The organism is Micromonospora sp. NPDC047762, from assembly GCF_043204655.1.
Taxonomy (GTDB): domain Bacteria; phylum Actinomycetota; class Actinomycetes; order Mycobacteriales; family Micromonosporaceae; genus Micromonospora.
The window spans coordinates 326,930-350,185 of the sequence record NZ_JBIDCQ010000003.1 but is presented as its reverse complement, the minus strand read 5'-3'; the positions used below and the strand labels follow the sequence as shown (position 1 = coordinate 350,185).

Annotated in this window: 18 protein-coding genes; 10 read left to right on the top strand and 8 right to left on the bottom strand. The window is 72.2% G+C overall.

Going from position 1 to position 23,256, the window contains the following annotated elements; translation table 11 throughout:
- Positions 1 to 600: 600 nt before the first annotated feature.
- The 3 genes from ACGF3C_RS12425 to glgB are packed head-to-tail and all read left to right on the top strand — an operon-like array spanning position 601 to position 5,440.
- Positions 601 to 1,188 carry a TetR/AcrR family transcriptional regulator gene (locus tag ACGF3C_RS12425; protein ID WP_393221424.1) on the top strand — a complete coding sequence of 196 codons (588 nt, stop codon included), beginning with the start codon at positions 601 to 603 and terminating at the stop codon, positions 1,186 to 1,188.
- On the top strand, positions 1,185 to 3,350 hold the full coding sequence (locus ACGF3C_RS12420) for a maltotransferase domain-containing protein (RefSeq protein ID WP_393221421.1): 2,166 nt from the start codon (positions 1,185 to 1,187) through the stop codon (positions 3,348 to 3,350). Before ACGF3C_RS12425 ends, ACGF3C_RS12420 begins: the two co-directional genes overlap by 4 nt.
- Complete coding sequence (gene glgB, locus ACGF3C_RS12415) at positions 3,338 to 5,440, top strand: 1,4-alpha-glucan branching protein GlgB (protein WP_393221418.1); 2,103 nt, start codon at positions 3,338 to 3,340, stop codon at positions 5,438 to 5,440. The genes ACGF3C_RS12420 and glgB overlap by 13 nt, the downstream gene beginning before the upstream one ends.
- 57 nt (positions 5,441 to 5,497) lie before the next feature.
- On the opposite strand, the gene ACGF3C_RS12410 is transcribed toward glgB, so the two are convergent.
- A complete protein-coding gene (locus ACGF3C_RS12410) occupies positions 5,498 to 7,522 on the bottom strand; it encodes a family 10 glycosylhydrolase (protein ID WP_393221415.1) in 2,025 nt (674 codons plus the stop codon).
- A gap of 193 nt (positions 7,523 to 7,715) precedes the next feature.
- Positions 7,716 to 8,756: a phosphatase domain-containing protein gene (locus ACGF3C_RS12405; RefSeq protein ID WP_357233131.1), complete on the bottom strand. Its 1,041-nt coding sequence runs from the start codon at positions 8,754 to 8,756 to the stop codon at positions 7,716 to 7,718.
- Between the two features lie 173 nt (positions 8,757 to 8,929).
- Between ACGF3C_RS12405 and ACGF3C_RS12400 the strand changes: the two genes are divergently transcribed.
- The 4 genes from ACGF3C_RS12400 to ACGF3C_RS12385 all read left to right on the top strand — a co-directional run bounded on the left by ACGF3C_RS12400 (position 8,930) and on the right by ACGF3C_RS12385 (position 13,328).
- Positions 8,930 to 10,585, top strand: a complete 1,656-nt coding sequence (locus ACGF3C_RS12400; protein ID WP_357233129.1) for a hypothetical protein — start codon at positions 8,930 to 8,932, stop codon at positions 10,583 to 10,585.
- Positions 10,586 to 10,650: 65 nt separating this feature from the next.
- A complete protein-coding gene (yaaA, locus tag ACGF3C_RS12395; protein ID WP_357233127.1) occupies positions 10,651 to 11,448 on the top strand; it encodes a peroxide stress protein YaaA in 798 nt (265 codons plus the stop codon).
- Between the two features lie 106 nt (positions 11,449 to 11,554).
- The gene (locus tag ACGF3C_RS12390; RefSeq protein ID WP_393221410.1) at positions 11,555 to 12,307 is read left to right on the top strand and encodes a hypothetical protein; all 753 of its coding nucleotides are present in this window, start codon (positions 11,555 to 11,557) and stop codon (positions 12,305 to 12,307) included.
- A 64-nt stretch (positions 12,308 to 12,371) separates the two neighbouring features.
- Complete coding sequence (locus ACGF3C_RS12385) at positions 12,372 to 13,328, top strand: TAXI family TRAP transporter solute-binding subunit (protein WP_393221407.1); 957 nt, start codon at positions 12,372 to 12,374, stop codon at positions 13,326 to 13,328.
- Between the two features lie 10 nt (positions 13,329 to 13,338).
- On the opposite strand, the gene ACGF3C_RS12380 is transcribed toward ACGF3C_RS12385, so the two are convergent.
- The 3 genes from ACGF3C_RS12380 to ACGF3C_RS12370 all read right to left on the bottom strand — a co-directional run bounded on the left by ACGF3C_RS12380 (position 13,339) and on the right by ACGF3C_RS12370 (position 15,825).
- Positions 13,339 to 14,769 (bottom strand): sensor histidine kinase, encoded by a 1,431-nt coding sequence (locus ACGF3C_RS12380; protein WP_393221404.1) that lies wholly within the window; start codon positions 14,767 to 14,769, stop codon positions 13,339 to 13,341.
- 9 nt (positions 14,770 to 14,778) lie between these two features.
- Positions 14,779 to 15,435: a response regulator transcription factor gene (locus ACGF3C_RS12375; protein WP_357200340.1), complete on the bottom strand. Its 657-nt coding sequence runs from the start codon at positions 15,433 to 15,435 to the stop codon at positions 14,779 to 14,781.
- Between the two features lie 78 nt (positions 15,436 to 15,513).
- The gene (locus ACGF3C_RS12370; protein ID WP_355007115.1) at positions 15,514 to 15,825 is read right to left on the bottom strand and encodes a hypothetical protein; all 312 of its coding nucleotides are present in this window, start codon (positions 15,823 to 15,825) and stop codon (positions 15,514 to 15,516) included.
- Between the two features lie 113 nt (positions 15,826 to 15,938).
- On the opposite strand from ACGF3C_RS12370, the gene ACGF3C_RS12365 reads away from it, so the two are divergent.
- Positions 15,939 to 16,277, top strand: coding sequence for a DUF952 domain-containing protein (locus ACGF3C_RS12365; protein WP_357231172.1), 339 nt, complete (start codon positions 15,939 to 15,941; stop codon positions 16,275 to 16,277).
- A 108-nt stretch (positions 16,278 to 16,385) separates the two neighbouring features.
- Here ACGF3C_RS12365 and ACGF3C_RS12360 read toward each other — a convergent pair whose 3' ends face one another.
- The 3 genes from ACGF3C_RS12360 to ACGF3C_RS12350 form a co-directional block, all read right to left on the bottom strand.
- Complete coding sequence (locus ACGF3C_RS12360; RefSeq protein ID WP_357231175.1) at positions 16,386 to 18,143, bottom strand: CDP-glycerol glycerophosphotransferase family protein; 1,758 nt, start codon at positions 18,141 to 18,143, stop codon at positions 16,386 to 16,388.
- Positions 18,144 to 18,371: 228 nt separating this feature from the next.
- The gene (locus ACGF3C_RS12355; protein WP_393221398.1) at positions 18,372 to 20,483 is read right to left on the bottom strand and encodes a DUF6077 domain-containing protein; all 2,112 of its coding nucleotides are present in this window, start codon (positions 20,481 to 20,483) and stop codon (positions 18,372 to 18,374) included.
- Between the two features lie 125 nt (positions 20,484 to 20,608).
- Positions 20,609 to 21,247, bottom strand: a complete 639-nt coding sequence (locus ACGF3C_RS12350; protein ID WP_357228352.1) for a TetR/AcrR family transcriptional regulator — start codon at positions 21,245 to 21,247, stop codon at positions 20,609 to 20,611.
- A 180-nt stretch (positions 21,248 to 21,427) separates the two neighbouring features.
- Between ACGF3C_RS12350 and ACGF3C_RS12345 the strand changes: the two genes are divergently transcribed.
- Together ACGF3C_RS12345 and ACGF3C_RS12340 are read left to right on the top strand one after the other, a co-directional pair.
- Positions 21,428 to 22,321 (top strand): ABC transporter permease, encoded by an 894-nt coding sequence (locus ACGF3C_RS12345; protein WP_355007110.1) that lies wholly within the window; start codon positions 21,428 to 21,430, stop codon positions 22,319 to 22,321.
- A 34-nt stretch (positions 22,322 to 22,355) separates the two neighbouring features.
- Positions 22,356 to 23,132: an ABC transporter ATP-binding protein gene (locus tag ACGF3C_RS12340; protein WP_238657093.1), complete on the top strand. Its 777-nt coding sequence runs from the start codon at positions 22,356 to 22,358 to the stop codon at positions 23,130 to 23,132.
- Positions 23,133 to 23,256 lie beyond the last annotated feature (124 nt).

The window sequence follows — 23,256 nt, the reverse complement described above, 5'->3', positions numbered from 1 at the left end:
AGCGGCCACCAGCCACTCGTGTCGGGCCGCCGCCGCGTAGGCGGTCCCGGCAGAAGTCCCGGAAGGATCGTGGCGTGCGGCCCGTCACGTCCGCGACGGTCGACGTCGTCCGGTCCTCGGCGCCTGCCGCGATCGCTGTGTCCAGGCTGGCGAGGAAGCGGGCGAAGTCCGGCGGTATGCCGTTCGCGCTGTGGCGTACGGCCAGTTCCGCCGCGTCGATCGCACGGTGCTTGACCGGCGTGCACCAGGCCCAGTCCGTGTTCGGCGGACCCGATGGCCGAGGAGCTGAGCAGAACCACCCGGCGGACACCGGAGCTGCGTGCCCGGTCAAGGAAGGGCAGCATGATCGGTGCCGGGTCGACCTCGCCGACCGGCGGGATGGCGTAGATCGCGCGCACACCACTCAGAGCGTCCGGGTGGGTGGTCGGGTCGTACCAGTCGAAGCGGAACGCTCCCGGGGTGGGGCGTCGGCTGGCGATCCGGATGGGGTGACCACGCTCGGCGAGTCCTTTCGTCGCCCGGGACGGTCGCGATAGTATTCGGACCGCCGGTCCGTTTCGACTATACGGACCGTTAGTCCGTTTGGCGAGAGGGGGTCCGGTGCGGGCCGATGCGCTACGCAACAGGGAGTCGGTGCTGGCCGCCGCCGGGAGTCTCTTCGACGCGGCAGCCGACCCCGATCAGGTGTCGATGGACGACATCGCCACCGCAGCCGGCGTCGGCAAGGGCACCCTGTTCCGGCGCTTCGGCGATCGCATCGGGCTCATTCGCGCCCTCTACGAGCAACGAGGGCTGCGGTTGCAGGAGTCGCTCGCCGTGTCACCCACCCGGCCGGCGGCGGAGCAGGCCGTCGACCTGCTGCGGGCCATGCTGCGCTTCAAGCTCGACAACCGGGTGCTCACGCTGGCGTTGGAGCGCGCCGGGGGCGGTAGTCCGTACCGCAATGAGGCGTACGACCACTGGCACGCCCTGCTCGCCGTCCTCGTCGCGGAGGCGCGCGGCCCGCAGTCGGCGGACTACCTGGCCCACGCCCTGCTCGCCGCCGTCCGCAGCGACCTGGTCGAACACCTGCGCGACTGGCCCGAAGCTCGGTGGCACGCGGGACTGGACGCACTTGTCGGCTCCGTACTCGGCGACGACGGCTTGGCCGCGCGCGAACGGATCTCGCGCAGTAGGTTGGCGGGGTGACTGGACGGTTCCCGATCGAAGACGTCTCCCCCGTCGTCTCGTGCGGGCGATACCCGGCCAAGGCGGTGGTCGACGAGCCGGTTCCGGTGTCGGCGCGCGCCTACCGGGAGGGGCACGACGCGCTGGGCTGCAACGTGGTGTGGGCTGGGCCGGACGGCGCGAGCCGGCCGTTCACCCGGATGCGCCCCGGCGAGCCCGGCCAGGACCGCTGGCACGCCACCATCGCACCGGACGCCGTCGGCTCGTGGACCTTCTCCGTCGAGGCGTTCCAGGACCCGTACCTGACCTGGCAGAACGCGGTGACCAAGAAGATCGCCGCCGGGCAGGGGCCGGAGGACCTGGCCAACGACCTGGCCGAGGGCGCTCGGGTCCTCGCCGCCGCCCGGGGCCTCGTGCCGGCCGCCGACCGGCCCCGGGTCGCCGATGCGCTCACCGTGCTGGTCGACACCGACCTGCCGCTGGCCCAGCGGGTCGGCCCGGCGCTGGCCCTGGCCGACCTGCTCTGGGAGCACCCGGTGCGGGAGCTGGTCACCGCCGGTGACACGTACTCGATCTGGGTTGACCGCAAGCGGGCGCTCTACTCGGCCTGGTACGAGTTCTTCCCCCGCTCCGAAGGAGCGGTGGGCGGGCGGTCCGGCACCTTCGCGACCGCCACCGAGCGGCTGCCAGGGGTGGCCGCGATGGGCTTCGACGTGCTCTACCTGCCGCCGATCCACCCGATCGGCCGGGTCAACCGCAAGGGCCCGAACAACGCGCTCACCGCCGGGCCGACCGACGTGGGCTCACCGTGGGCGATCGGCGCCGCCGAGGGCGGCCACGACACGATCCACCCCGACCTGGGTACGCCGGCGGACTTCCGGGCCTTCATCCAGGCGGCGGCGGCACAGGGCCTGGAAGTGGCGATGGACCTGGCGTTGCAGTGCGCGCCGGACCACCCGTGGGTCACCGAACACCCGGAGTGGTTCACCACCCGCGCCGACGGCAGCATCGCCTACGCGGAGAACCCGCCGAAGAAGTACCAGGACATCTACCCGGTCAACTTCGACAACGACCCGGAGGGCATCCGGGCCGAGGTGCTGCGGGTGGTGCTGCACTGGGTCGGCGAGGGCATCCGGATCTTCCGGGTGGACAACCCGCACACCAAGCCGTTCGACTTCTGGCACTGGCTGATCGCCGAGGTGAAGGCGGTCGACGAGGACGTGCTGTTCCTGGCCGAGGCGTTCACCCGGCCGGCGATCATGCACGGCCTCGGCAAGGTCGGCTTCACTCAGTCGTACACCTATTTCACCTGGCGCACGACGGCCGCCGAGATGCGGGCGTACTGCGAGGAGTTGATCGAGGCGGCCGACTACATGCGGCCGAACTTCTGGCCGAACACCCCGGACATCCTGCACGAGTCGTTGCAGCACGGCGGCCCGCCGATGTTCAAGATCCGAGCGGTGCTGGCCGCGCTGCTCTCCCCCTCCTGGGGCCTGTACGCGGGCTACGAGCTGTTCGAGCACGTGGCCCGGCCGGGTGCCGAGGAGTACCTGGACAACGAGAAGTACGAGCTGCGGCCCCGGGACTGGGCCGCAGCGGAGGCGCAGGGCCGTTCGCTGGCACCGTTCCTGACCACCCTCAACCGGGTACGCCGGGACAACCCGGCCCTGCACCAGCTCCGCAACCTGCGCTTCCACGAGATCGACAACCCGGCGCTGCTCTGCTGGTCGAAGCACGACCCGGAGACCGGCAACACGGTCATCGTGATCTGCTCGTTCGACCCGCGCGCCGTGCAGTGGGGCAACACGACGCTCGACATGCCGGCGCTCGGTTTCGACTGGCATGAGCGGTTCACCGTGTACGACGAGCTGACCGGCACGAGTTACGACTGGGGTCAGCGCAACGCGGTACGCCTCGACCCGTACCTGCAACCCGCTCACGTGCTGACAGTGCGCCGCCCGGTCGCACCCGCCGCGCCGGATCCCGCCGGCGTCGAACCGGCGGATCTCACCGTCGCCGACGTCCCGGCGGAGCTGTCCGGCGGCACCGCGCCGACCGCACCCGTGCCAACTCCGCCCCGCCGGTCGGGCCCTGTTCCGACCCCTCCGCGCCGGTCGCCCGCCCGCCCGTCCCGTTCCGCGCCGACCGCTCCCGCTCCGAAGGACGACCGATGGACCAGCTGATCTCCGGCGCGACGCACGACCCGCACGCGCTGCTCGGCGCGCACCCCGCCGACGGCTCGACGACGATCCGCACGATGCGCCGGGGCGCCGGCGACGTCGCGCTGCTCGTCGGCGACGAGCGGCACCCGATGAAGCGGGTGCACGACGTGGGCGTCTTCGAGGCGCAGGTCGACGGCACGGTGCTCGACTACCGGGTGGAGGTCGACGGGACCGCCCACGACGACCCGTACCGCTACCCGCCGACCCTCGGTGAGCTTGACCTGCACCTGATCCGCGAGGGCCGGCACGAGCGACTGTGGGAGGCGCTCGGCGCCCGGGTCTTCGACGAGGGCGTGGCGTTCAGCGTCTGGGCACCCAACGCCGGTGGGGTGAGGGTGATCGGCGACTTCACCGGCTGGGGCCCCGACGACGGCTGGCCGATGCGGTCGCTCGGCTCCAGCGGGGTGTGGGAGCTGTTCGTCCCCAACGCTCGGGTCGGGGCTCGCTACAAGTACCGGGTGCTGGGCGCCGACGGGCAGTGGCGGGACAAGGCCGACCCCCTCGCGGCATACGCCGAGGTGCCGCCGGCCACCGCCTCGGTGGTGCACCACTCGACGTACCGGTGGAACGACGCGGACTGGCTGGCCCGGCGGGCCGAGCGGCAGCCGCACCAGGAACCGATGAGCGTCTACGAGGTGCACCTCGGCTCGTGGCGGCCCGGCCTGGGCTACCGCGAGTTGGCCGAGCAGCTCACCGCGTACGTCACCGAGCTGGGCTTCACGCACGTGGAGTTCCTGCCCGTGATGGAGCACCCGTTCGGCGGCTCCTGGGGCTACCAGGTGACCGGCTACTACGCGCCGACCTCCCGGTTCGGCGACCCGGACGAGTTCCGGTACCTGGTGGACCGGCTGCACGAGGCCGGCATCGGCGTACTCCTGGACTGGGTGCCCGCGCACTTCCCGAAGGACGAGTGGGCCCTCGCGCGGTTCGACGGCACCCCGCTCTACGAGCACCCCGACCCGCGGCGCGGCGAGCACCCCGACTGGGGCACGTACGTCTTCGACTTCGGCCGCAACGAGGTCCGCAACTTCCTGGTCGCCAACGCGCTCTACTGGTGCGACCAGTTCCACGTCGACGGGCTGCGGGTCGACGCGGTCGCCTCCATGCTCTACCTGGACTACTCCCGCAACCACGGCGAGTGGGCCCCCAACAAGTACGGCGGCCGGGAGAACCTGGAGGCCATCGCGTTCATGCAGGAGGTGAACGCGACGGTCTACAAGCACCACGCCGGGGTCGTCATGATCGCCGAAGAGTCAACCGCCTGGCCGGGGGTCACCCGCCCCACCGCCGAGGGCGGGCTGGGCTTCGGGTTCAAGTGGAACATGGGCTGGATGCACGACACCCTGCTCTACACCTCGAAGGACCCGATCTACCGCCAGCACCACCACCACCAGCTCACCTTCTCCCTGGCGTACGCCTGGAGCGAGAACTACGTGCTGCCGATCAGCCACGACGAGGTGGTGCACGGCAAGGGCTCACTGGCCGGCAAGATGCCCGGCGACACCTGGCAGCGGCTGGCGAACGTGCGGGCGCTGCTGGCGTACATGTGGGCGCACCCCGGCAAGCAACTGCTCTTCATGGGCTCCGAGATGGCCGACGACCGGGAGTGGAGCGAGGAGCGCGGCCTCGACTGGTACCTGCTCCACGACCCGGCCCGCGCCGGTGTGCAACGACTCGTCGGTGACCTCAACCGGGTCTACCGGGAGACTCCGGCGCTCTGGGCACAGGACACCGAGCCGGCGGGCTTCCGCTGGATCGCCGGCGACGACGTCGCCAACAACACCGTGTCGTTCGTCCGGATCGCCCCGGACGGCTCGACGCTGGTGTGCGTGGCGAACTTCTCCGCCCAGCCGCTGCACGACTACCGGGTCGGCCTGCCGGCCGGCGGGACGTGGACCGAGGTGCTCAACACCGACGCGCACCACTACGGCGGCTCCGGGGTGGGCAACCTGGGTGAGGTACGGGCCGAGGACGTGCCGTGGCACGGAATGGTCGCCTCGGCCGCCCTCCAGGTTCCCCCACTGGGTGCCGTCTGGCTCCGCCGCGACTGACCGGTGAGCGGGACCGTTCCCCCGGACGTCGAGACGCCTCGGGGGAACGGCACGGGCTCAGAGCCGGGTGATCCGGACGGCGTCGGCGACGACGTACCCCGTCGTGCTGGTCCAGCGGCTGACCCCGACGACCTGGCGCGTCCCCGCGGCGAAGTCGTAGGTGCCCAGCACCCGCCACTGGCCGCCGCCGCTGCGCTGGTCGACGGAGGCCGTCACGGTCCCGTTCGCGGTGGCCACCAGGTGCGGCGTGGCGCTGTTGTAGCCGGGGTCGGACGGGTACCAGACCTCGACCCGGTACGAGCCGGCGGCGGGCAGCGTCGCGCTGAACCAGGCCGGGTCACTGACCGCCTGCGGCTCGGCGAACCGGTAGTTGGTGCCGTACCGCGTGGTGAGGTACGACGAGGTGCCCCAGGTGGCGGCGGCGGTGAAGCCACCAGTGGTGGTGTTGTCCACGATCACGCTGAACGTGCCGCCGGTGCCGGTGACCACCCGCGCGTTGCTGGCCGGGCTCTCGTGGTGCAGCCGGTCCAGGGCAGTCACCAGGTACCGGTAGGTCGAGCCGGCCGCGGCGGTGGCGTCGGTGAACGTCCCGGTGCTGCCTGAGGCACGCACCGTGCCGAGCAGGTTGCGGGCATCGGCCAGGTCGCAGGGGTCTACCGAGCCGTCGCCGGGCAGTCGGTACACGGCGTACGAGGCCGTGCTGCCGGCGGTGCCGCGCTGCCAGTTCAGCGTCACGCCGCCGGTGCCGCGTACCGCCGAGGTGAGGTTCGGCGCGGCGGGCGCGGCACCGCCCACCCCCGCCGGTGCCAGGGCGGGCCGGCGGTAGTGGTCGGTGGTCAGCCGGGAGACGGCACCGATGCGATCGGCGCGTACGTCCTTGGCGCTGAAGTGGATGTCGCCGAGGATCCGGGGGTAGGCGCGGTTGAGGGTCAGGTGGTCGCTGAGTTCGGCCGGGTCCTGCCAGGCGGCATCCTGCCCGGAGGCCCCGGCGCGGTAGGTGGCCTGCCCGACGAGCAACTGCACTGTGGTGCCGTTGACGGTCTCCGACCACCAGCGGACCAGTTCCGCGTAGTCGGCCGCGGGGTGGCCGATCTGCCAGTAGATCTGCGGGGCGATGTAGTCGATCCAACCCTGCTTCACCCACCGTCGGGTGTCGGCGTAGATCGCGTCGTACGACTGGAGGCCGGTGGTGCGCGAGCCGAGCGGGTCGGTGCCGGCGTTGCGCCAGATGCCGAACGGGCTCACGCCGAGCTTCACCCACGGCTTCGCCGCCCGGATCTTGGCACTCATCTCCTGCACCAGCAGGTTGACGTTGTTGCGCCGCCAGTCGGCGATGGTGCTGAAGCCGGCACCGTACTGGGCGTACGTGGCCTGGTCGGGGAAGCCCCCACCGCTGCCCGGGTACGGGTAGAAGTAGTCGTCCCAGTGCACCGCGTCGATGTCGTAGCGGCTGACGGCGTCCATCATCGCGGTCTGCACGAAGGCCCGGACGGCGGGGATGCCGGGGTTGTAGTAGAGCTGGCCGTTGTAGGCGACCGCCCAGCCCGGGTTCGTGCGGGCCGGGTGGCTGGCGGCCAGCTTGGTCAGGTCGGTGTGGGTCGCGACCCGGTACGGGTTGAACCAGGCGTGGAACTCCAGGTTGCGGGCGTGCGCCTCGGCCACCATGAAGGCCATCGGGTCGTAGCCGGGATTGCCTCCCTGGGTTCCGGTGAGCCACTGCGACCACGGCTCGTGCGTCGACGGCCAGAAGGCGTCGGCGGCGGGACGGACCTGCACGACGACGGCGTTCATCCGACGCTGCTGGGCCAGGTCGAGCCAACCCCGGTACTCCGCCTGTTGGGCGGCGGCGGTGAGGCCGGTGCGGCTGGGCCAGTCGATGTTGGCCACGCTGGCGATCCACATGCCCCGGAACTGCCGTTTCGGGGTGGCCGGATCTGTCACGCAGGCTGCCTGGGCGGCCACCGGCACGGTGCCATGCGGCGTGGTCGGGGAGGGAGGTACGGCCGTGGGGAGGGCCGCGCCGAGCGTCAGCGCCGCTACCAGCGCCAGCCCGGGAAGGGATCGATGAAAGTCGACACGCACGAAAGTATGTTCAGTGCTGCGGGACCGCCACGCAAGTATTCTTCACAGCTTTCACTCTGCGGAGTCAGCCGCTGACCGTTCAGGACGGGCACGCCCACGGCCGGTCCTGGCGCGAGGCGCCGTCGGAGGCGTCGGCGTCGGCGTCGGCGTCGGCGTCGGCGTCGGCGTCGGCGTCGGCGTCGGCGTCGGCGGATCAGACCAGGCCGGCGTCGCGGAGCAGTTGCCAGAGGCCGGCGCCGTCCGGGGCGGACAGCCACTTCTGCCCCACCGGCCCCGACGACGGGCGACCGGCGGGGGCGGGCAGGGTGCCGGCCAGGACCGACTGGGTCGGGGAGAGGCGGCGGATCGCCACCCCGGCGACGTTCTCCGGGTGGGCGGCGGCGAACTCCCGGTAGATCTCCTGGTCGTGCTGGCCATCGTCGCCGACGAGCAGCCAGCGCACGTCGGGGAACTCCTTTGCCAGCCGGGCCAGGGTGGACCGCTTGTGTTCCATGCCGCTGCGGAACCAGCGGTCGGCGGTCGGGCCCCAGTCGGTGAGCAGCAGCGGCCCGGCCGGGTAGAGGTGGCGGGACAGGAAGCGGGTCAGGGTCGGGGCCACGTTCCAGGCGCCGGTGGAGAGGTAGAAGACCGGTGCGCCGGGGTGCGAGGTGACCAGCCGCTCGTAGAGCACCGCCATGCCGGGCACCGCGTTGCGGGCGTGCTCGTCGAGCACGAACGTGTTCCATGCGGCGAGCAGCGGCCGGGGCAGTGCGGTCACCATCACCGTGTCATCGATGTCGGAGATGATGCCGAACTTGACCTCCGGGTCGAGGATGCGCACCGGGGCGTCGACCGGCTCGGCGTCCGGGACGCTGAGCCGGACCGTACCCCAACCGGGCGGCAGGTCCGCCTCGACCAGCGTGTCGACGAAGCCGCTGCGGTCGGCCCGCGTCTCGTGTCGCACCCCGCCGGCCTCGATGGTCACCGTGACGTGCTTGTTGGGCAACGTCGTGAAGCTGCGCCAGCCGCGGACCTTGTCGAGCCGACCCCGCTGACGGGTGTCCGGACGGCCCAGCAGCACCCGACACATCACCCGCACCCAACCCGGCGCGCCGTAGCCGGTGTACGCGACGATGTTGACCCGCCAGCCGGTGCGCCGCAGCCGGCGCTCGACGAGCTGGTGCACGGCATCCTCGATCCGCGCGGCCCGGTGCAGGTTCGGAACGGCCAGTTGGCCGGCGGGAGTGGGTGGCACGGGCCAACCCTGCCACACGTCGACAGCCACGGCCACGCGAGCCAACCCGGGCCGCGCCGAGCCGGCCCGGTCACCGGGTGGCCGACCCGGCCCCACCGGGCTGCGCCGATCGGCCTCGGCGGCCCGGCCGAACGTGAAACACTCCGGTCGGGACGACGACGGGGGCGTTGGTCGTGTCGCATCCAGAGCAGCACCGTGGGCGATGGCGCCCGCGACTCGATCGACCGGCGCTCGCCGCGCTGCTGTTCGGGCTCGCCGGTGTCGTCTACCGGCTGGTCCTGACGCTGTTCACGGTGCCGGTGTCGAACAGCGACGAGGCGACGTTCGGTCTCGCCGCGCTGCACATCGGGCAGGGCCGGGAACGCCCGGTCTTCCTCTACGGCCAGCACTACATGGGGATGTTGGAGTCATACCTGGCCGCTCCCCTGGTGGCGGTGGCCGGGCCGAGCTGGCCGGTGCTGCGCCTGCCGATGCTCGCGCTGTACGCGGTCTTCCTCTACCTGATCCACCGGTTGACCCGCCGCCTCTGCACCCCGTGGTTCGCCGCCTTCGTGGTCGGTCTGCTCGCGCTCGGGCCGGAGCGGGTGGTGCGCGACCAGCTCACCGTCGTCGGCGGGCGTCCGGAGGTGAAGCCGGCGGTGCTGCTGATGCTGCTGATCACCGTGGGGCTGGCCGCCGGCACGGTCCACCGCCGACGGTTGGCGATAGGCCTGTTCGGGCTGCTCGTCGGGCTGGCCGTCTGGTCGGACTGGCTGATCCTGCCGTACCTCGCTGTCGCCGGGTTGGCCCTGGTCTGGGCGGTACGGCGGGAGCTGCTCGGCTGGTCCGGTCTGCTGCTGGTGGCGGGGGTGGTCGTCGGCGTCGCCCCGATGATCATCGACAACCTGCGGGCCGGGCCCGGTGACGACTCGCTGTCGGTGTTCCGGCAGGTCAGCACCAAGGTCGGCCCGCAGCCGCCGTGGTCCGACCGGATCCGGGGCGGCTTGCTGGAGGGCGTGCCGTTGGCGCATGGGCTCTGCCCGGTGGACGGTTGCGGACGCTGGCAGCAGTGGTTCGGTGTGTTGTACCCGGTGCTGCTGCTGGCCGCCGCGGCACTCGCTGTGCTCGCGTACCGGCGCGCCGCCGGGGCCCCGCGTGCGGAGCGGGTCGGACGCGGGGCCGGCGGGCTACGTGGGGCTCGGGTCGGGCCGGTCGTGCAGCTCGCGCTGGTCGTCGGCGCGGCGTTGACACTGCTGTCGTACGTGCGCAGTCCGCTCGCCGCGACCAGCCCGCTGGACAACGCCCGCTACCTGTCGGTGCTGCAACTGTCGTTGCCGGCGGTGCTCTGGCCGCTCTGGGTGGCGGCGTTGACCGCCTGGCGGGGCACCAGCAGCGTGCTGGGACGATTCACCGGCGCGCTGTCCGCCGCGGTGCTGGCCGCGCTGACAGTGACCACCCTGGTGATCACCGTGCTGTTCGCGGCCACCGGCACCGCGGCGTCGCGGACCGAGGAACGCCAGGCCCGGGAGCTGGCCGCCGCGCTGCGCGCCGACGGACCCCATGAGGTGTACGGGGACTACTGGACCTGCAACCGGTTGATCTTCAACACGGATGAGTCGGTGGTCTGCGGGGTGCTCGACGGGAACCTGTCACCGGGGCAGAACCGCTACCGACCGTACTGGCGGCAGGTGGGGCGGGCCGAGCGGCCGGGCTACGTGGTGGAGATCGACTCACCGATGGACCGGCGGTTGCGGAGGCTGCTCGCCGACCGGGCCGACGCCGCGCCGGTGCGGGAGGTCGGCGGCTATCGCGTGTACCACCCCGACACCCCGGTGCGGCCCTGGCGGTAGGGGCTGGTCGTACGCTGGCCGGGCCGGCGCGTGGGGCGCCGCCGTTTCGCCCGTCGAGGAGACCCATGCTCATCCTGTTGCCGCCCTCGGAGGGAAAGGCCGACGCCGGCACCGGACGGCGTTGGACCCCGGACCGGCTCTCGCTGCCGGAGCTGAACCCGGCCCGCGAGCGGGTGCTGGACGCCCTGGTGGCGCTGAGCGCCGGGCCGGACGAGGAGGCCGCGCGGGCGGCGCTCGGCCTCAGCGAGGGCCAGCGGGGCGAACTGCGGCGCAACGCGAGACTGCGGGAGGCGGCCACCGCGCCGGCCGGGCGGCTCTACACCGGGGTGCTCTACGAGGCGTTGGACCTGGCCTCGTTGCCGGCCACGGCGCAGCGGGCGGCCCGCCGGTCGATCCTGATCAGCTCCGCGCTGTGGGGCGCGGTCCGACTGGCCGACCGGATTCCGCCGTACCGCTGCCCGATCGGCGCCCGCCTGCCCGACGTCGGGGCGCTGTCGACGTACTGGCGCAGGGAGCTGACGCCGACGGTGGACGGCGCCGCCGGGCGCGGCCCGGTGCTGGACCTGCGCTCCGGCGCGTACGCGGCCACCTGGACGCCGCGCGGTGAGCTGGCCGAGCGCACTGTCACAGTGCGGGTGCTGCACGAACGGGAGGTCGACGGCGTGCCGGTCCGCTCGGTGGTCAGCCACTTCAACAAGGCGACCAAGGGGCGGCTGGTCCGGGACCTGCTCGTCGCCGGCGCCCGGCCGCGCACGCCCGCGGAGCTGGTCGGCACGCTGCGGGAGCTGAAGCACACAGTGGTGGAGCAGCCCGCCGCTCCCGGGCGGATGCGGCAGGTGGATCTGGTGGTCACCGACCTCTAGCGGCACCGCAGCCGCAAGATTTGCTCAAGGCTGGGCCGGAGGAGTTCCGTAACGGCGTGCCAGGGGCCACGGTAGGGCAACCCAGACTCCGACAAGGGAGCCTCCGTTGACCCACGAACCCGCCCTGCTCGACCGACCGCACACCCCGACCACCCCGTCCCCGTTGGGCTGGCTGACCCTGGGCGACGCGTTCGAGGCTGCCTGCCTGCTGCGCTGCACACCGCCACCGACCGCCGCCCGGCCCAGCGCGGTCCGGGCCGAGCACACCGCCGGGGTGGAGTTCAACCGGGAGGACGCCGCGCAGCGGATGCGGCAACTGCTCAACCGGCTGGACATCCCGGTCACCCACGAGGTGGCCGTCGGCGGCCTGCGTCGCCGCTACGAGCTGCACCGGCTGTGGGTGCCCCGGGAGCACCAGGGCGCGTACACCCGGATGTTGGACGCGGGCTGGTGGCAGGGGCGACGCGAGCTGCTCGGCGGGCCGCTGCCCGGCGCCTCACCGGCCCGCCGACGGTTGGTGACCCGCCTGGCGGAGGCAGCCTGGCGCTCGGCGTTGCTGGCCGCCGGGCGGCACGTCCGGCGGCACATCCTCGGTGTCCGGCTCACCGACCGGGAGCTGGCCGCGGTGCTGATCCGGGGAGCGGCCGTGCTCGACGTACCGGCCCGGCTCCGCCCCGGCACCGGTTGCTTCCTGGTCAGCGTGGCCGACGGCCCGGACCGGCAGCGGATCCTGCGCAGCGCGGCGTTGGAGCCGGCGCGCGGCCCGGTGGCGGAACCCGGGACGGCGACGGCGCGCGGGATGACCCCGGCGTCGGCACGGGGCGTGGGCGTGGCGCCGGCAGGTCGCGCGGCCTGCTGATCGGGTCCCGACCGTCCGGCACACCGCCAACCCGGGCTTGCGCGCACCCGCCCGACGGCGCACAGTGCACCGCGTGAGTCGTACCTCGTCCCGCCGCGCCGGCCTGGCCGCCCTGTCGACGGTGCTGCTGATCGCGAACCTGGCCATCGCCAGCTGCCGGGACGCCCCGACCGAGCCGACGTCGATCCGGATCGCCACCGGCAGCCCCACCGCTGTCTACTACGCGTTCGGGCGGTCCCTGGCAGCCATCCTCAACCGGGAACTCCCCGACGTACGGGCCAGCGTGGTGATCACCGCCGCCTCGGCGGAGAACGTCCAACTCGTCGGCTCCGGCGGGGCCGAGCTGGGCTTCACCCAGGCCGATGTGCTGCCCACCAGCACGGTGGGAAGCCCCGCTGTCGACGCCGTCGCCCGGGTGTACGACGACCAACTGCACCTGGTCACCACGAGCGGCGGCCCGGTCCGCACCGTCGCCGACCTGCGCGGCCGGCGAGTCTCCGTCGGCGCGGCCGGCTCGGGCACCGAGATCACCGCGACGCGGCTGCTGGAGGTGGCCCGCCTCGGTGGTGACGAGGTGCGCCGGGAACGGCTCGGACTGGACGACTCGGTGGCGGCGCTACGCTCCGGGCGAATCGACGCGTTCTTCTTCTCCGGCGGGTTGCCGGTCCGGGGAATCGAGGAGTTGGCCGAGGCCAGCGCCATTCGGATAGTGGACCTCAGCGAGTGGACAGAGCCGCTGCGCTCACGGTACGGCCAGGTCTACGTCTCCCGCGACATCCCCCGCTCGGTGTACGGGGTGGATGCGGTGACCACCGTGGCCGACCCCAACTACCTGATCGTCCGGGCCGACCTGCCGGAGCCGTTGGTCCGTGAGGTGACCCGGCTGCTGATGGAACGCCGGGCCGAACTGGCCGCCGCCCATCCGGCGGCGGGACGGATGAGCCCCCGCTCGGCGATCGTCACCGCGCCGCTGTCGCTGCACCCCGGCGCCGCATCCTGGTACCGCGCCACCAAACCGTGACGGCCGAGCCTCACCGCGCCGGGGAGGGTCGCAGGTCGGCGGCCGGTTCCTCCTCCGCCGGCTCCACCGGAAGGGCCGGCGTCGGGAACCACAGGGCGGCGATGAGCCCCCGCGACTCCCCCGGGCGCATGGTGAGCCGCCCGTCCGAGGCGTCCACCAGCACGGCGGCGATGGTCAGCCCGAGCCCCGCGCCGTCCACATTCTGCGCGTCCGGGGCCCGCCAGAACCGCTCGGTCGCCTGGCCGAGCTGACTCTCGGTCATGCCGGGGCCCGAGTCGCGGACCTCCAGCGCCACCCCGCCGTCGCGGCGGGCCACCGTCACCGTCACCGCCCCGCCCGCCCCGCTGAACTTCACCGCGTTGTCGATGAGGGCGTCCAGCGCCTGGTCGACGGCGGTCGGCACGGTCTGCGCGTACGCCGGGGCGTCGGTAGTGGCCAGCCGCAACGCGACCGACCGGTGCCGGGCCAGCGGCGCCCATGCGGCCACCCGGGAGGCGGCCACCGCGGCGGCGTCCACCGTGACGCGCTCGTTCTCCTCCCGTTCGGCCCGAGCGAGGGTCAGCAACGCGTCGAGCACCAGCGCGAGCCGGTCGGTCTCCTCCAGGGCCAGCCGGTGCTCGGACCGACCGTCGGGGTCGGTGAGACTGGGCCCCAACTCCTCCACCCGCAGCCGCAGCGCGGTGAGCGGGTTGCGCAGCTGGTGGCTGGCGTGGGCGACGAAGGCACGCTGCCGGTCCATCACGTCGGAGACCACGTCGGCCATGTGGTTGAAGCTGGCCGCGAGGCGGCGCAGCTCCGGCGGGCCCAGCCGGTGCTGCACCCGGGCGCCCCGGTCGCCCTCGGCGATCTCGTGGGTGACCGCGTCCAGTTCGGTGACCGGGCGCAGCACCCAACCGGCCAGCCCGAACGCGGTGAGCACGCAGGCCAGCACGGCGAGCAGACCGGCCAGGGCGAGCAGCAGCCACCACGAGACGACGGCTCGGCGGATCGGGCCGGCCGGGGTCACGATCACCACCGCCCCGAGCACCTCACCGCCGTCGTTGATCGGTACGGCCACCACCACGGGGTCGGTCGTCCAGGGCCAGACCGACTCGGGGGCGCTGGTCTGCTGCCCGGAGAGGGCGACGTCCAGCACCGTCGCGGTCCCCGGGCTGGCGTGCCAACCCGGCGACGAGACCGGGATGTTCCGGTCCCGGTCGACGATCGCGGCGCTGATCGCGTACAGGTCGTCGTAGCTGGTCAGCTCCGACTCGATCGGGCCGGGCCCGCCGTCACGCAACGCCGGTCCGGCCAGCGAGGCGAACCGGGTCGCGTCGGCGAGCCGGTCGGCGCGGACCCGTTCGGTCTCGCGGCTGGCCATGGTGGCGGCCAGTGGTGTCTCCAACGCGATGAGGACGAGGACCATCAGCAGCAGATAGCTGATCACCAGGCGACGGCGCACGTCAGCTCCTCACGAGTCGCGCAGCCGGTAGCCGACGCCGCGTACGGTCTCCACCAGGCGGGCGTCGCCGAGCTTGCCGCGCAGCGACCCGACATGCACCTCGACGGTGTGCCGGTCGGCCCAGGTGGTGCCCCAGGCGTCGAGCAGGATCCGATCGCGGGGCACCGCCACCCCGGGCTGGCGGGCCAGCGAGAGCAGCACGTCGAACTCCTTGCGGGTCAACGTGACGGCACGGCCCTCGACGGTCACCGTCCGCGCGGCCACGTCGATGCGGACCGGTCCGGCCTCGATGAGGTGCCGCTCGGGCGCGGCGTTCGCGGCGCGGCGCAACACCGCCTCGATCCGGGCCTGCAACTCCACCATCGAGAACGGCTTGACCACGTAGTCGTCAGCGCCCAGGCGCAGACCCAGCACCCGGTCACGTTCCTCACCCCGGGCGGTCACCGCGATGATGCCGAGCTGGCTGCTGCGCCGACGCAGCTCCCGGCACAGGTCCGTGCCGTCCCCGTCAGGCAGGGTCAGGTCAAGCAGCACCAGGTCACAGGGCGCGGCGGAGAGCGCGGCGGCGACGGTCGCCGCGTGCTCGACCTCGTATCCCCGGCGGGTGAGGGCAGACGACAGCGCGGCGGCCACCCGGCGGTCGTCCTCCACCAGCAGGATCCGCACCCGTGCCCCCGTCCCTCGCAGCGCTGTTCTGCGAATGGTGGCAGAAGTGCGCGCGAACCGGGAGGCCGCCCACCCGCCCTAAAGGCCGAAGGTGTCGTCGGCGGTAGCGTCCCGGACGCCGTCGGTGAAGCCGCGGAAACCCGGATCCTCGTGGCTGGCCGGCACGCTGGTGACGCTGACCCCGCCGGCCTGGGTGACCGCGTCGACCAGGGGCGGGTAGTCGATCTCGGCGTCCTGGAAGGCGTCGTCGTCCGCCTCCGCCAGGTTGATCACGTACTGCACGTCCTCGGACGGGGTGTCCGGGTCCTCGGCCCACTCACCGCCGGCCCGGTAGCACTCGTCGTACAGCGCGCGCTGGCTGTCGGTCCAGTCGTCGTCGTAGCTCTGCATCGCCCATCCCTCCGCGGCCCTTGACCTGAGCATGCCCGGCGGGAGGCGACGGGCGCGGCGGTACCGGCGAAAACCGGGCGGGCGCGCCGACCACCGCCCCGTACGCTGCTGTGGTGATCTACAAACTGCTGTCGAGCGCCGAATGGGACGACGCCCGCGCCGCCGGCGCCTTCACCGGCTCCGCGGTGGACCGGCAGGACGGTTTCATCCATCTCTCCGGCGCCGACCAGGTGGTCGAGACGGCGCGACGGTACTTCACCGGGGCGACCGGCTTGACAATGCTCAGCGTCGAGGAGGAGCGCCTGGGCGACGCGCTGCGGTGGGAGCCGTCGCGCGGCGGGCAGCTCTTCCCGCACGTGTACGGCCCGCTGCCGGTCGCGGCGGTGGTGGCGGCGCGGGCGTTGCCGGCGGACGTTCCGGTCGCCGACGCGGTGGCCGCCCTGCTGGGCTGAACCGGTGGCCGACACGGACGCGGCTGACCCGGTGGCCGCCCCACCGGCTGACGCGGACGCGCCCGACCCGACAGTGTCGGGCCGGGCGCGATGCCGTAGCGGCGGGGCTCAGCGGCAGAGCCGCTCGATCTCCTGCTGGAACCGGTCCATCGGGTTCGCCTCGGCCGGGCCGAGCAGGTAGGTCTTCAGCTCCCGGCGGGCCTCGGTCATCGGGTCGTCACCGGCCCGGGTGACCGACACGATCTTCTCCAGCTCGCCGCAGTCCTTGGAGAGCAGGTACGCGGCCCGCGCCGTCGGGTACTCGCGGCGGAAATCGTCCTCGGACAGACCGGCCGGGTTGGCCACCACGTACGGCCGCTGGCTCTGCACGAAGTCGGACACCACACTGGACACGTCGCTGATCAGCAGGTCGGTCTGGTTGAAGCAGTCGAACAACGCCGGCGTGCGGCCGGTGACCACCAGGTGCTCGGTGCCGTCCAGGGAGGACGCGTCCGGGTTGCCGCCGGCCGTGCGGATCGCCGTGACGATCCGCTCGTGCACGGCCTTCGCCGCCTTGGACCGCGACCCGGTGAGCGGGTGCGGCTTGTAGATCAGGCGCACCCGGGGGTTCGTGGCGAGCAGCCCCTTGACGATCCGCTCACCCATCAGCACCAGTGAGGTGTGGTACGGGTCGTCGTCGAGCCACCCCTCCCAGGTGGGCGCGTACAGCACTGTGAACGGCCGGTCCACCGACTCGGCGCCGAAGGTGTGCACCCCGGCGAGCTGCGGCCGGCCGATCTCGACGATGTCCGAGTCGAGCACCCCCACGCCGGCCCGCGCGTAGCGCTCCCGGCCGGCCAGGCCGGCGACCCAGACCTCGTCGTACACCTTGCTGTAGGGGTTGACGCTGGCCTGCTTGTCGCTGTCACCGTGCCCGACGAAGACGTGCTTCGTACCCGGCTCGCGGAGCATGTGGATGTTCGCGCCGACGTTCGCGGCGTAGAGCGCCGCGCGGATGCCGCCGAGGTCGAGGTTCATGAAGTCGACGCCGGCCGGTACGCAGATCACCGGCAGCCGGGTGTCGGCCAGCTCGAGGAACGCTTCCCGGCTGCGCATCAGCACCACAGCGCGCTGCTGGAGCGCCTCGGTCGGGGCGAGCCACATGTTCGCCTGGTAGACATCCTTGGCGGGGCCGGCGAAGTAGAGCGCCACCTCCGGCTTGTAGTTGTCCATCCAGCGCTGGACCGCCGGCAGCAACGGACCCTGCCCGCTGCCCCGACCCCGCAGCCAGGTCAGCGCGATGATGGCGCCCACCAGACCCGTCGCCACGACCGCCACCGCGCCGGCCACGAAGAACGGCGTGGGATCGTGCTGCACCGCGGCGGCCACGCCGGCCGGCACCAGCAGCAGGTTGAGCAGGGGCATCCGGTCACCGGCGACCGCCGCCGCCCAGGCGGGCGGCTGGGGGGCGCTGGACAGTGGACCCAGCTCGATGTTGCGCACCATGGCGGAGAGCGGGTTACGCCGCTCGATCATGGTGGAGAGCGCACCCGCGAAGACCGACACGACCCACACCGCGGCCGGCAGCACCAGCAGGATGGTCAGCTCGCCGCCGCTGAGCCGCACCTCGGCGACGACCAGCAACACGGCGGCGAGGTCGCGGGTCAGCTGCCGGTACGACCAGTGCAGGCCCACCTTCTCCAACAGCAGTTGCGAGGGCGGTGACCAGCGGGCGACGGCGAACTCGCCGATGATGGCGGCCAACCCGGCGACGGCGAACAGGCCGATCCAACCGAATACGCCACCGACGAGCATGACCAGGTAGGCCAGTACCAGTAGCGCACTCTGGGCGGCCACCCCGAGGCGTGCTGTCAACGTGCCGAACAAACGAGTTCGCTCCCTACGAGATTTCGTTGCGGGCGGTGCCCGTGATGGACCGACGTCACTCCCCCGTCGCGCAGCGGCTCAGTCGCGGCCGGCTGCGTGTGACTGCGACCTTAACGCGAGGGGACAGCTCGGTGTCGCTCGGGTATCCGGCACCATTTCGGGCAAAGTTCCGCACCGGGGCGCGCCCGACCCCCTGACGGGGTCGGGCGCTCGGCGCGGGTGAAGCGCTCAGCCGATCCGCCGGAAGCAGGTCATCGCACCGGGTGCCTTGCGCTTGGCGAACTCCTGGTAGCCCAGCTGCGGCACGGTTTCGCGGGCATACCGGTTGCCGTTGTAGACGCAGATGGTGCCCACGTCGAGGCGGGCCAGTGCCGGCGTCAACTCGGCCGGCGTCGGGCTGTCGGCGCCGTCCGCGAAGCCGGCGAGCAGCAGTCGGTCCTTCGCGAACTGGGAGTTGAGGTCGTACTCGACGAGGTAGAAGTCACGGGGCAGGACAACCCGGACCTCGCTGGTGACGATCGGCGTGGTGCGCATGATCGTCTTCGGGGCGAGCAGCAGGCCCTGCGGACGGTCCAGGCCCTTGATCCAGAATGCGATCGCCTGACGCTGCTGCGGAAGCTTCCAGGTGGGGCGGTCGTGCACGTCGACCCAACTCTTCGGCGACCACATCGGGGTGGCGAACAACGCGAACGAGGCGACCAGCAGCACCGCGATCCCCCCGGACGCCGCCCGGCGCAGCGCCGGAGTCGGTGCCGGCACGCGCACGGTGCAGAGCAGACCGATCAGCGTCGGCAGGGCGAGCAGCCACGGCACGCGCCAGAGCACCACCGAGATGCCGCTCAACGCGCTCAGCAACTCCAGCACGCCGGGCACGAACAACACGCTCAGCGCGAGGGCGGCGCCAGCGGCGAGCAGGGCCGGCGTACGCCGACGGGCGAGCAACGCGCCGCACCACAGCGCCAGACCGCTGATGACCCCGACCACGCCGAACAGCAGGGTTCGCCGGTAGGTGTACGCCGCGTCGAAGAAGGCGTCGTCCGCGCCGGTCGCGCTCATCCCGCCGAGCACCAGGCGGGAGACCACCAGCGAGCCGATCGGGTACGCGAGGGCGGCGACCGCCGCGACCACGGCCGCCTTCCACCGGCCGACCAGCAGCATGGCGAACCCGGCGGCGCCGACCAGCATCGGCAGGATGATCGCCGCGGTGTTGGTGAGCCCGATCGCGGTGATCGAGAGCGCCACGATGAGCAGCAGGCTGCGCCGCGACCGGTTGTCGAACCACTCGGTCAGGTAGAGCCACATCAGCGGGATGACCGCCGAGACGAACATGCCCTTGCCCTCGTGCAGCCGGGGAAGGTGGAACGTGCCCAGTGCGGCGTCCCCGCCCGCGACGAGGTAGAGGTAGGCGATCGCCACGGTGAAGGCGAGCACCGGACGGCGCGGGGCCCACCGGTGCGTCAGCCGCCACAGCGCCAGCACTGCGAGCACCGCCATGATCGGCAGCAGCACGAACCAGAGAGCCGAGCTGGCGTGGATGCCGATGACGTTGGCGAACGCGCCGTCGAACACCTCGATCGACGGGATGGGCGGCTGCGAGCCCATCGACGGCAGCACGTTCTCGGAGAACAGGAAGTCGTTGAGCGGGATCAGGTCACGCTCGGCGATCCACACCGACTTGCCGACGTAGTAGACGTCGTCCGGGGTGTTGCGAGCCATGAACAACGACGAGATGCCGACCAGGACCGAGACGACCAGCGCGTACGCCGACTGCGCCGGAGTGGGTGCCGGGGCGGCCGGGGTGGGCGTCGGGCCGCTCAGCCAGGCCTGGCGCACCAGCAGCAGCCCGCCGACGGCCGCGAGCAGGCCGGACACGGCCGGGATCCACCAGGAGACGTTGACGCTGGTGTTGGCCAGACCGGCGGAGACGGCGGCCACGGCGGCGGCGACCAGCACACCGACGAGCAGGCGACGGTCGGCGGCGGGCCGCGCGCTGACGGGCTCTTCCTGTGCCGCCGGCGCGCTGTCGGCCGGGGTGCTGCCGGCCGGGGCACGGCGGCGGGCGCGCAGCACGGCCACGACCGCGAGCACCACACAGGCCACCAGCCAGATCCGGAAGGTGACCGACGGACGCAGGTCACCCAGGAAGGCCAGGTGATAGAGCACGGTGAAGAGCGCGAACGCGATCACCGCGCCGTCGGTGAGCACCGCCGGGGCGACTGCCACCAGCGCGCGTACCCGGGACAGCCCGCCTTGGGCGTCGGCGGGTCGGGATGCCTGCCCGGGCCGCGGCGTCGGATCCGGTTCGGCGGGCGCTACGGCGATGCTGTCGACGTTGGCCACGGGCGTCCTTACTCGTCAGGCGGATGAGGGGCATCGGCACGGTGACGGCCGGGTGTCAAGGGGGCAGCGTAGCGGAATCGGGCAGGGAGACCGGTGCTGCCGGCGGCCGGGTGTCGGAGGGCTGGTCACCCCGCCATCGGGGCCGCCCGGGGGCGGGGCAGCACGCTGTCGGCGCCGAGCCCGGCCGCCACGGATTCGACGAGGTTGTCGAGGTAGTCGTCGGTGAGTGGGAGACGGGCGATGGCGAGCCGCCAGTAGAGCGGCCCGACGATGAGGTCGATCGCGGCGTCCAACTCGGTGTCGGCGGGCAGCTCGCCACGCTGCACGGCACGGGTGACCAGCTGACCGCCGATCTCCTGCTGCCGGGCGTGCAGCACCTGACGCAGGGTCGCGTCGATGCTGGGGTTGCGGGCGGCCTCCGCCAGGAGATCCGGAATGATCTGCGACGCCAGTGGGTGGCGCAGCGCGTGCGCCACCGCCTGGAACAGCAGCGCGAGGTCACCGCGCAGCGTGCCGGTGTCGAGTGCGGGGAGCTTGCCATGGGCCGCGGCGGCGACGACCTCCAGCACCAGGTCGAGCTTCGAGCTCCACCGTCGGTAGATTGCCGTCTTGCTGACGCCGGCCCGCCGGGCCACCGCCTCGATGGAGAGCCGGCCGTAGCCGACCGCGGCGAGCTCCTGCATCAGCGCCCGCCGGATCGCCGTGGTGATCTCGTCGCGCAGCACCGCCGCGCCGGCCGGCGCCCGCCTCTTCTCGGTGGTCATCGAGGGCTCTTATCGCAGGTCACGCCGGACAGCGTAGCGCAACGACGGTACGGTTGCGTCCCGACGTGTTTCGGACTACTGTCCACGCAGCGACGAGGCGGCGCCCCGCGCAAATTTCCCACTAGGATTCGATCGTCGCGAGCAACCCCCGTCTGCACGAAAGATCGGAGCGCCATTTCCATGGCCACCACCGCGCTGGTCGACCCCGACACGGGCCTGACCCAGGCGCAGCTGGCCGCTCGGCACGGGCTACGGGTCGCCGGTGAGCGTCCCAGCCTCGTCGAGTACAGCCGCCGACTCTGGGCCTACCGGCACTTCATCGCCGCGTACGCCAATGCCAAGCTCGTCGCCTCGTACAGCAACGCCAAGCTGGGTCAGCTCTGGCAGGTGCTCACCCCGCTGACCAACGCGGCGGTCTACTACCTGATCTTCGGGGTGGTGCTCGCACAGAACAGCATCCCGAACTTCATCGCCTACCTGACCACCGGGTTGTTCATCTTCAACTTCACCCAGAGCGCGGTCCTGGCCGGCACCCAGTCGATCAGCAGCAACCTGGGGCTGATCCGGGCGCTGCACTTCCCCCGGGCCAGCCTGCCGCTGTCCACCACGATCACCCAGTTCCAGCAACTGCTGGCCTCGATGGTGGTCCTGGTCGGCATCGTGCTCGCCACCGGCGAACCGCTCACCTGGGAATGGTTGCTGCTGGTGCCGGCCCTGCTGCTGCAGGCGGTGTTCAACGCCGGCGTCGTGCTGCTGGTGGCCCGGCTGGGCTCCAAGTCGAGCGACCTGAAGCAGGTCATGCCGTTCATCATGCGGACCTGGATGTACGGCTCCGGCGTCCTCTACAGCGTCACCCTCTTCGACCGGCTGCCCGGCTGGGCGACGACCCTCGTGCAGTACAACCCGCTGCTCGTCTACATCGAGCTGGCGCGCTACGCGCTGCTCGAGGAGGCACCGCTGCTCAACGAGTCGCTGACCCAGCTCTGGCTGGTCGGCGCCGGTTGGGCGCTGGTGGCCGGCATCGGCGGTTTCATCTACTTCTGGCGCGGCGAACAGGAGTACGGCCGTGGTTGAGCACTTCGACGCCCCCATCGAGGCGAGCGCGACGATGACCCGGACCCAGGAGCGCATCCCGACAGTGGTCGTGGACGACGCGCACATCATCTACCGGGTGCACCAGGGCGCCGCCGGTGGCACCACGCCGGTTGCCGCGCTGCGCCGGCTGGTCAAGCGCACCCACGCGCCGAACGTCCGGGAGGTGCACGCGGTCAAGGGCGTCTCGTTCACCGCGTACCGGGGCGAGGCGATCGGGCTGATCGGCAGCAACGGCTCCGGCAAGTCCACCATCCTGCGGGCCATCGCCGGCCTGCTGCCGGTGAACCGGGGCGCCATCCACACCCAGGGTCAGCCGTCGCTGCTGGGCGTCAACGCCGCCCTGCTCAACGACCTCTCCGGGGAGCGCAACGTCGTCCTCGGGTGCCTGGCCATGGGCATGCACCCCGACGACGTGGCCAAGCAGGCCGCGGGGATCATCGACTTCTCCGGGATCAACGAGCGGGGTGACTTCGCCAGCCTGCCGATGCGGACGTACTCGTCGGGCATGGCGGCCCGGCTGCGGTTCTCCATCGCCGCCGCCAAGAAGCACGACGTGCTGCTCATCGACGAGGCGCTCGCCACCGGCGACAAGGGCTTCCGCAAGCGCAGCGAGCAGCGGGTGCGGGAGCTGCGGGAGGGCGCGGGGACTGTGTTCCTGGTCAGCCACCAACTCTCCTCCGTCCGGGACACCTGCGAACGGACGATCTGGCTGGAATCGGGTGTCATCCGGATGGACGGCCCCACCGACGAGGTCATCCGGGCGTACGAGGCGTACGCGAACAGCAAGTAGAGTTCCGGCGAACGTCCGGCATCGACACGGCGCCTGAGGACCGCGTCGCCCGCGTTGGGGCGACGCGGTCCGCGCGTTAAGGTTCATTCCGTCGCCGCTCGGGCGGAACCTTCCGTTAACGCAT

What these genes read in the sequence shown, in the direction of transcription:
- ACGF3C_RS12340 (WP_238657093.1), top strand. Translation starts at nt 22,356, where the DNA reads ATGACCCGGACCCAGGAGCGCATCCCGACAGTGGTCGTGGACGACGCG.
- yaaA (WP_357233127.1), top strand. Translation starts at nt 10,651, where the DNA reads ATGCTCATCCTGTTGCCGCCCTCGGAGGGAAAGGCCGACGCCGGCACC.
- ACGF3C_RS12345 (WP_355007110.1), top strand. Translation starts at nt 21,428, where the DNA reads ATGGCCACCACCGCGCTGGTCGACCCCGACACGGGCCTGACCCAGGCG.
- glgB (WP_393221418.1), top strand. Translation starts at nt 3,338, where the DNA reads ATGGACCAGCTGATCTCCGGCGCGACGCACGACCCGCACGCGCTGCTC.
- ACGF3C_RS12350 (WP_357228352.1), bottom strand. Translation starts at nt 21,247, where the DNA reads ATGACCACCGAGAAGAGGCGGGCGCCGGCCGGCGCGGCGGTGCTGCGC.
- ACGF3C_RS12370 (WP_355007115.1), bottom strand. Translation starts at nt 15,825, where the DNA reads ATGCAGAGCTACGACGACGACTGGACCGACAGCCAGCGCGCGCTGTAC.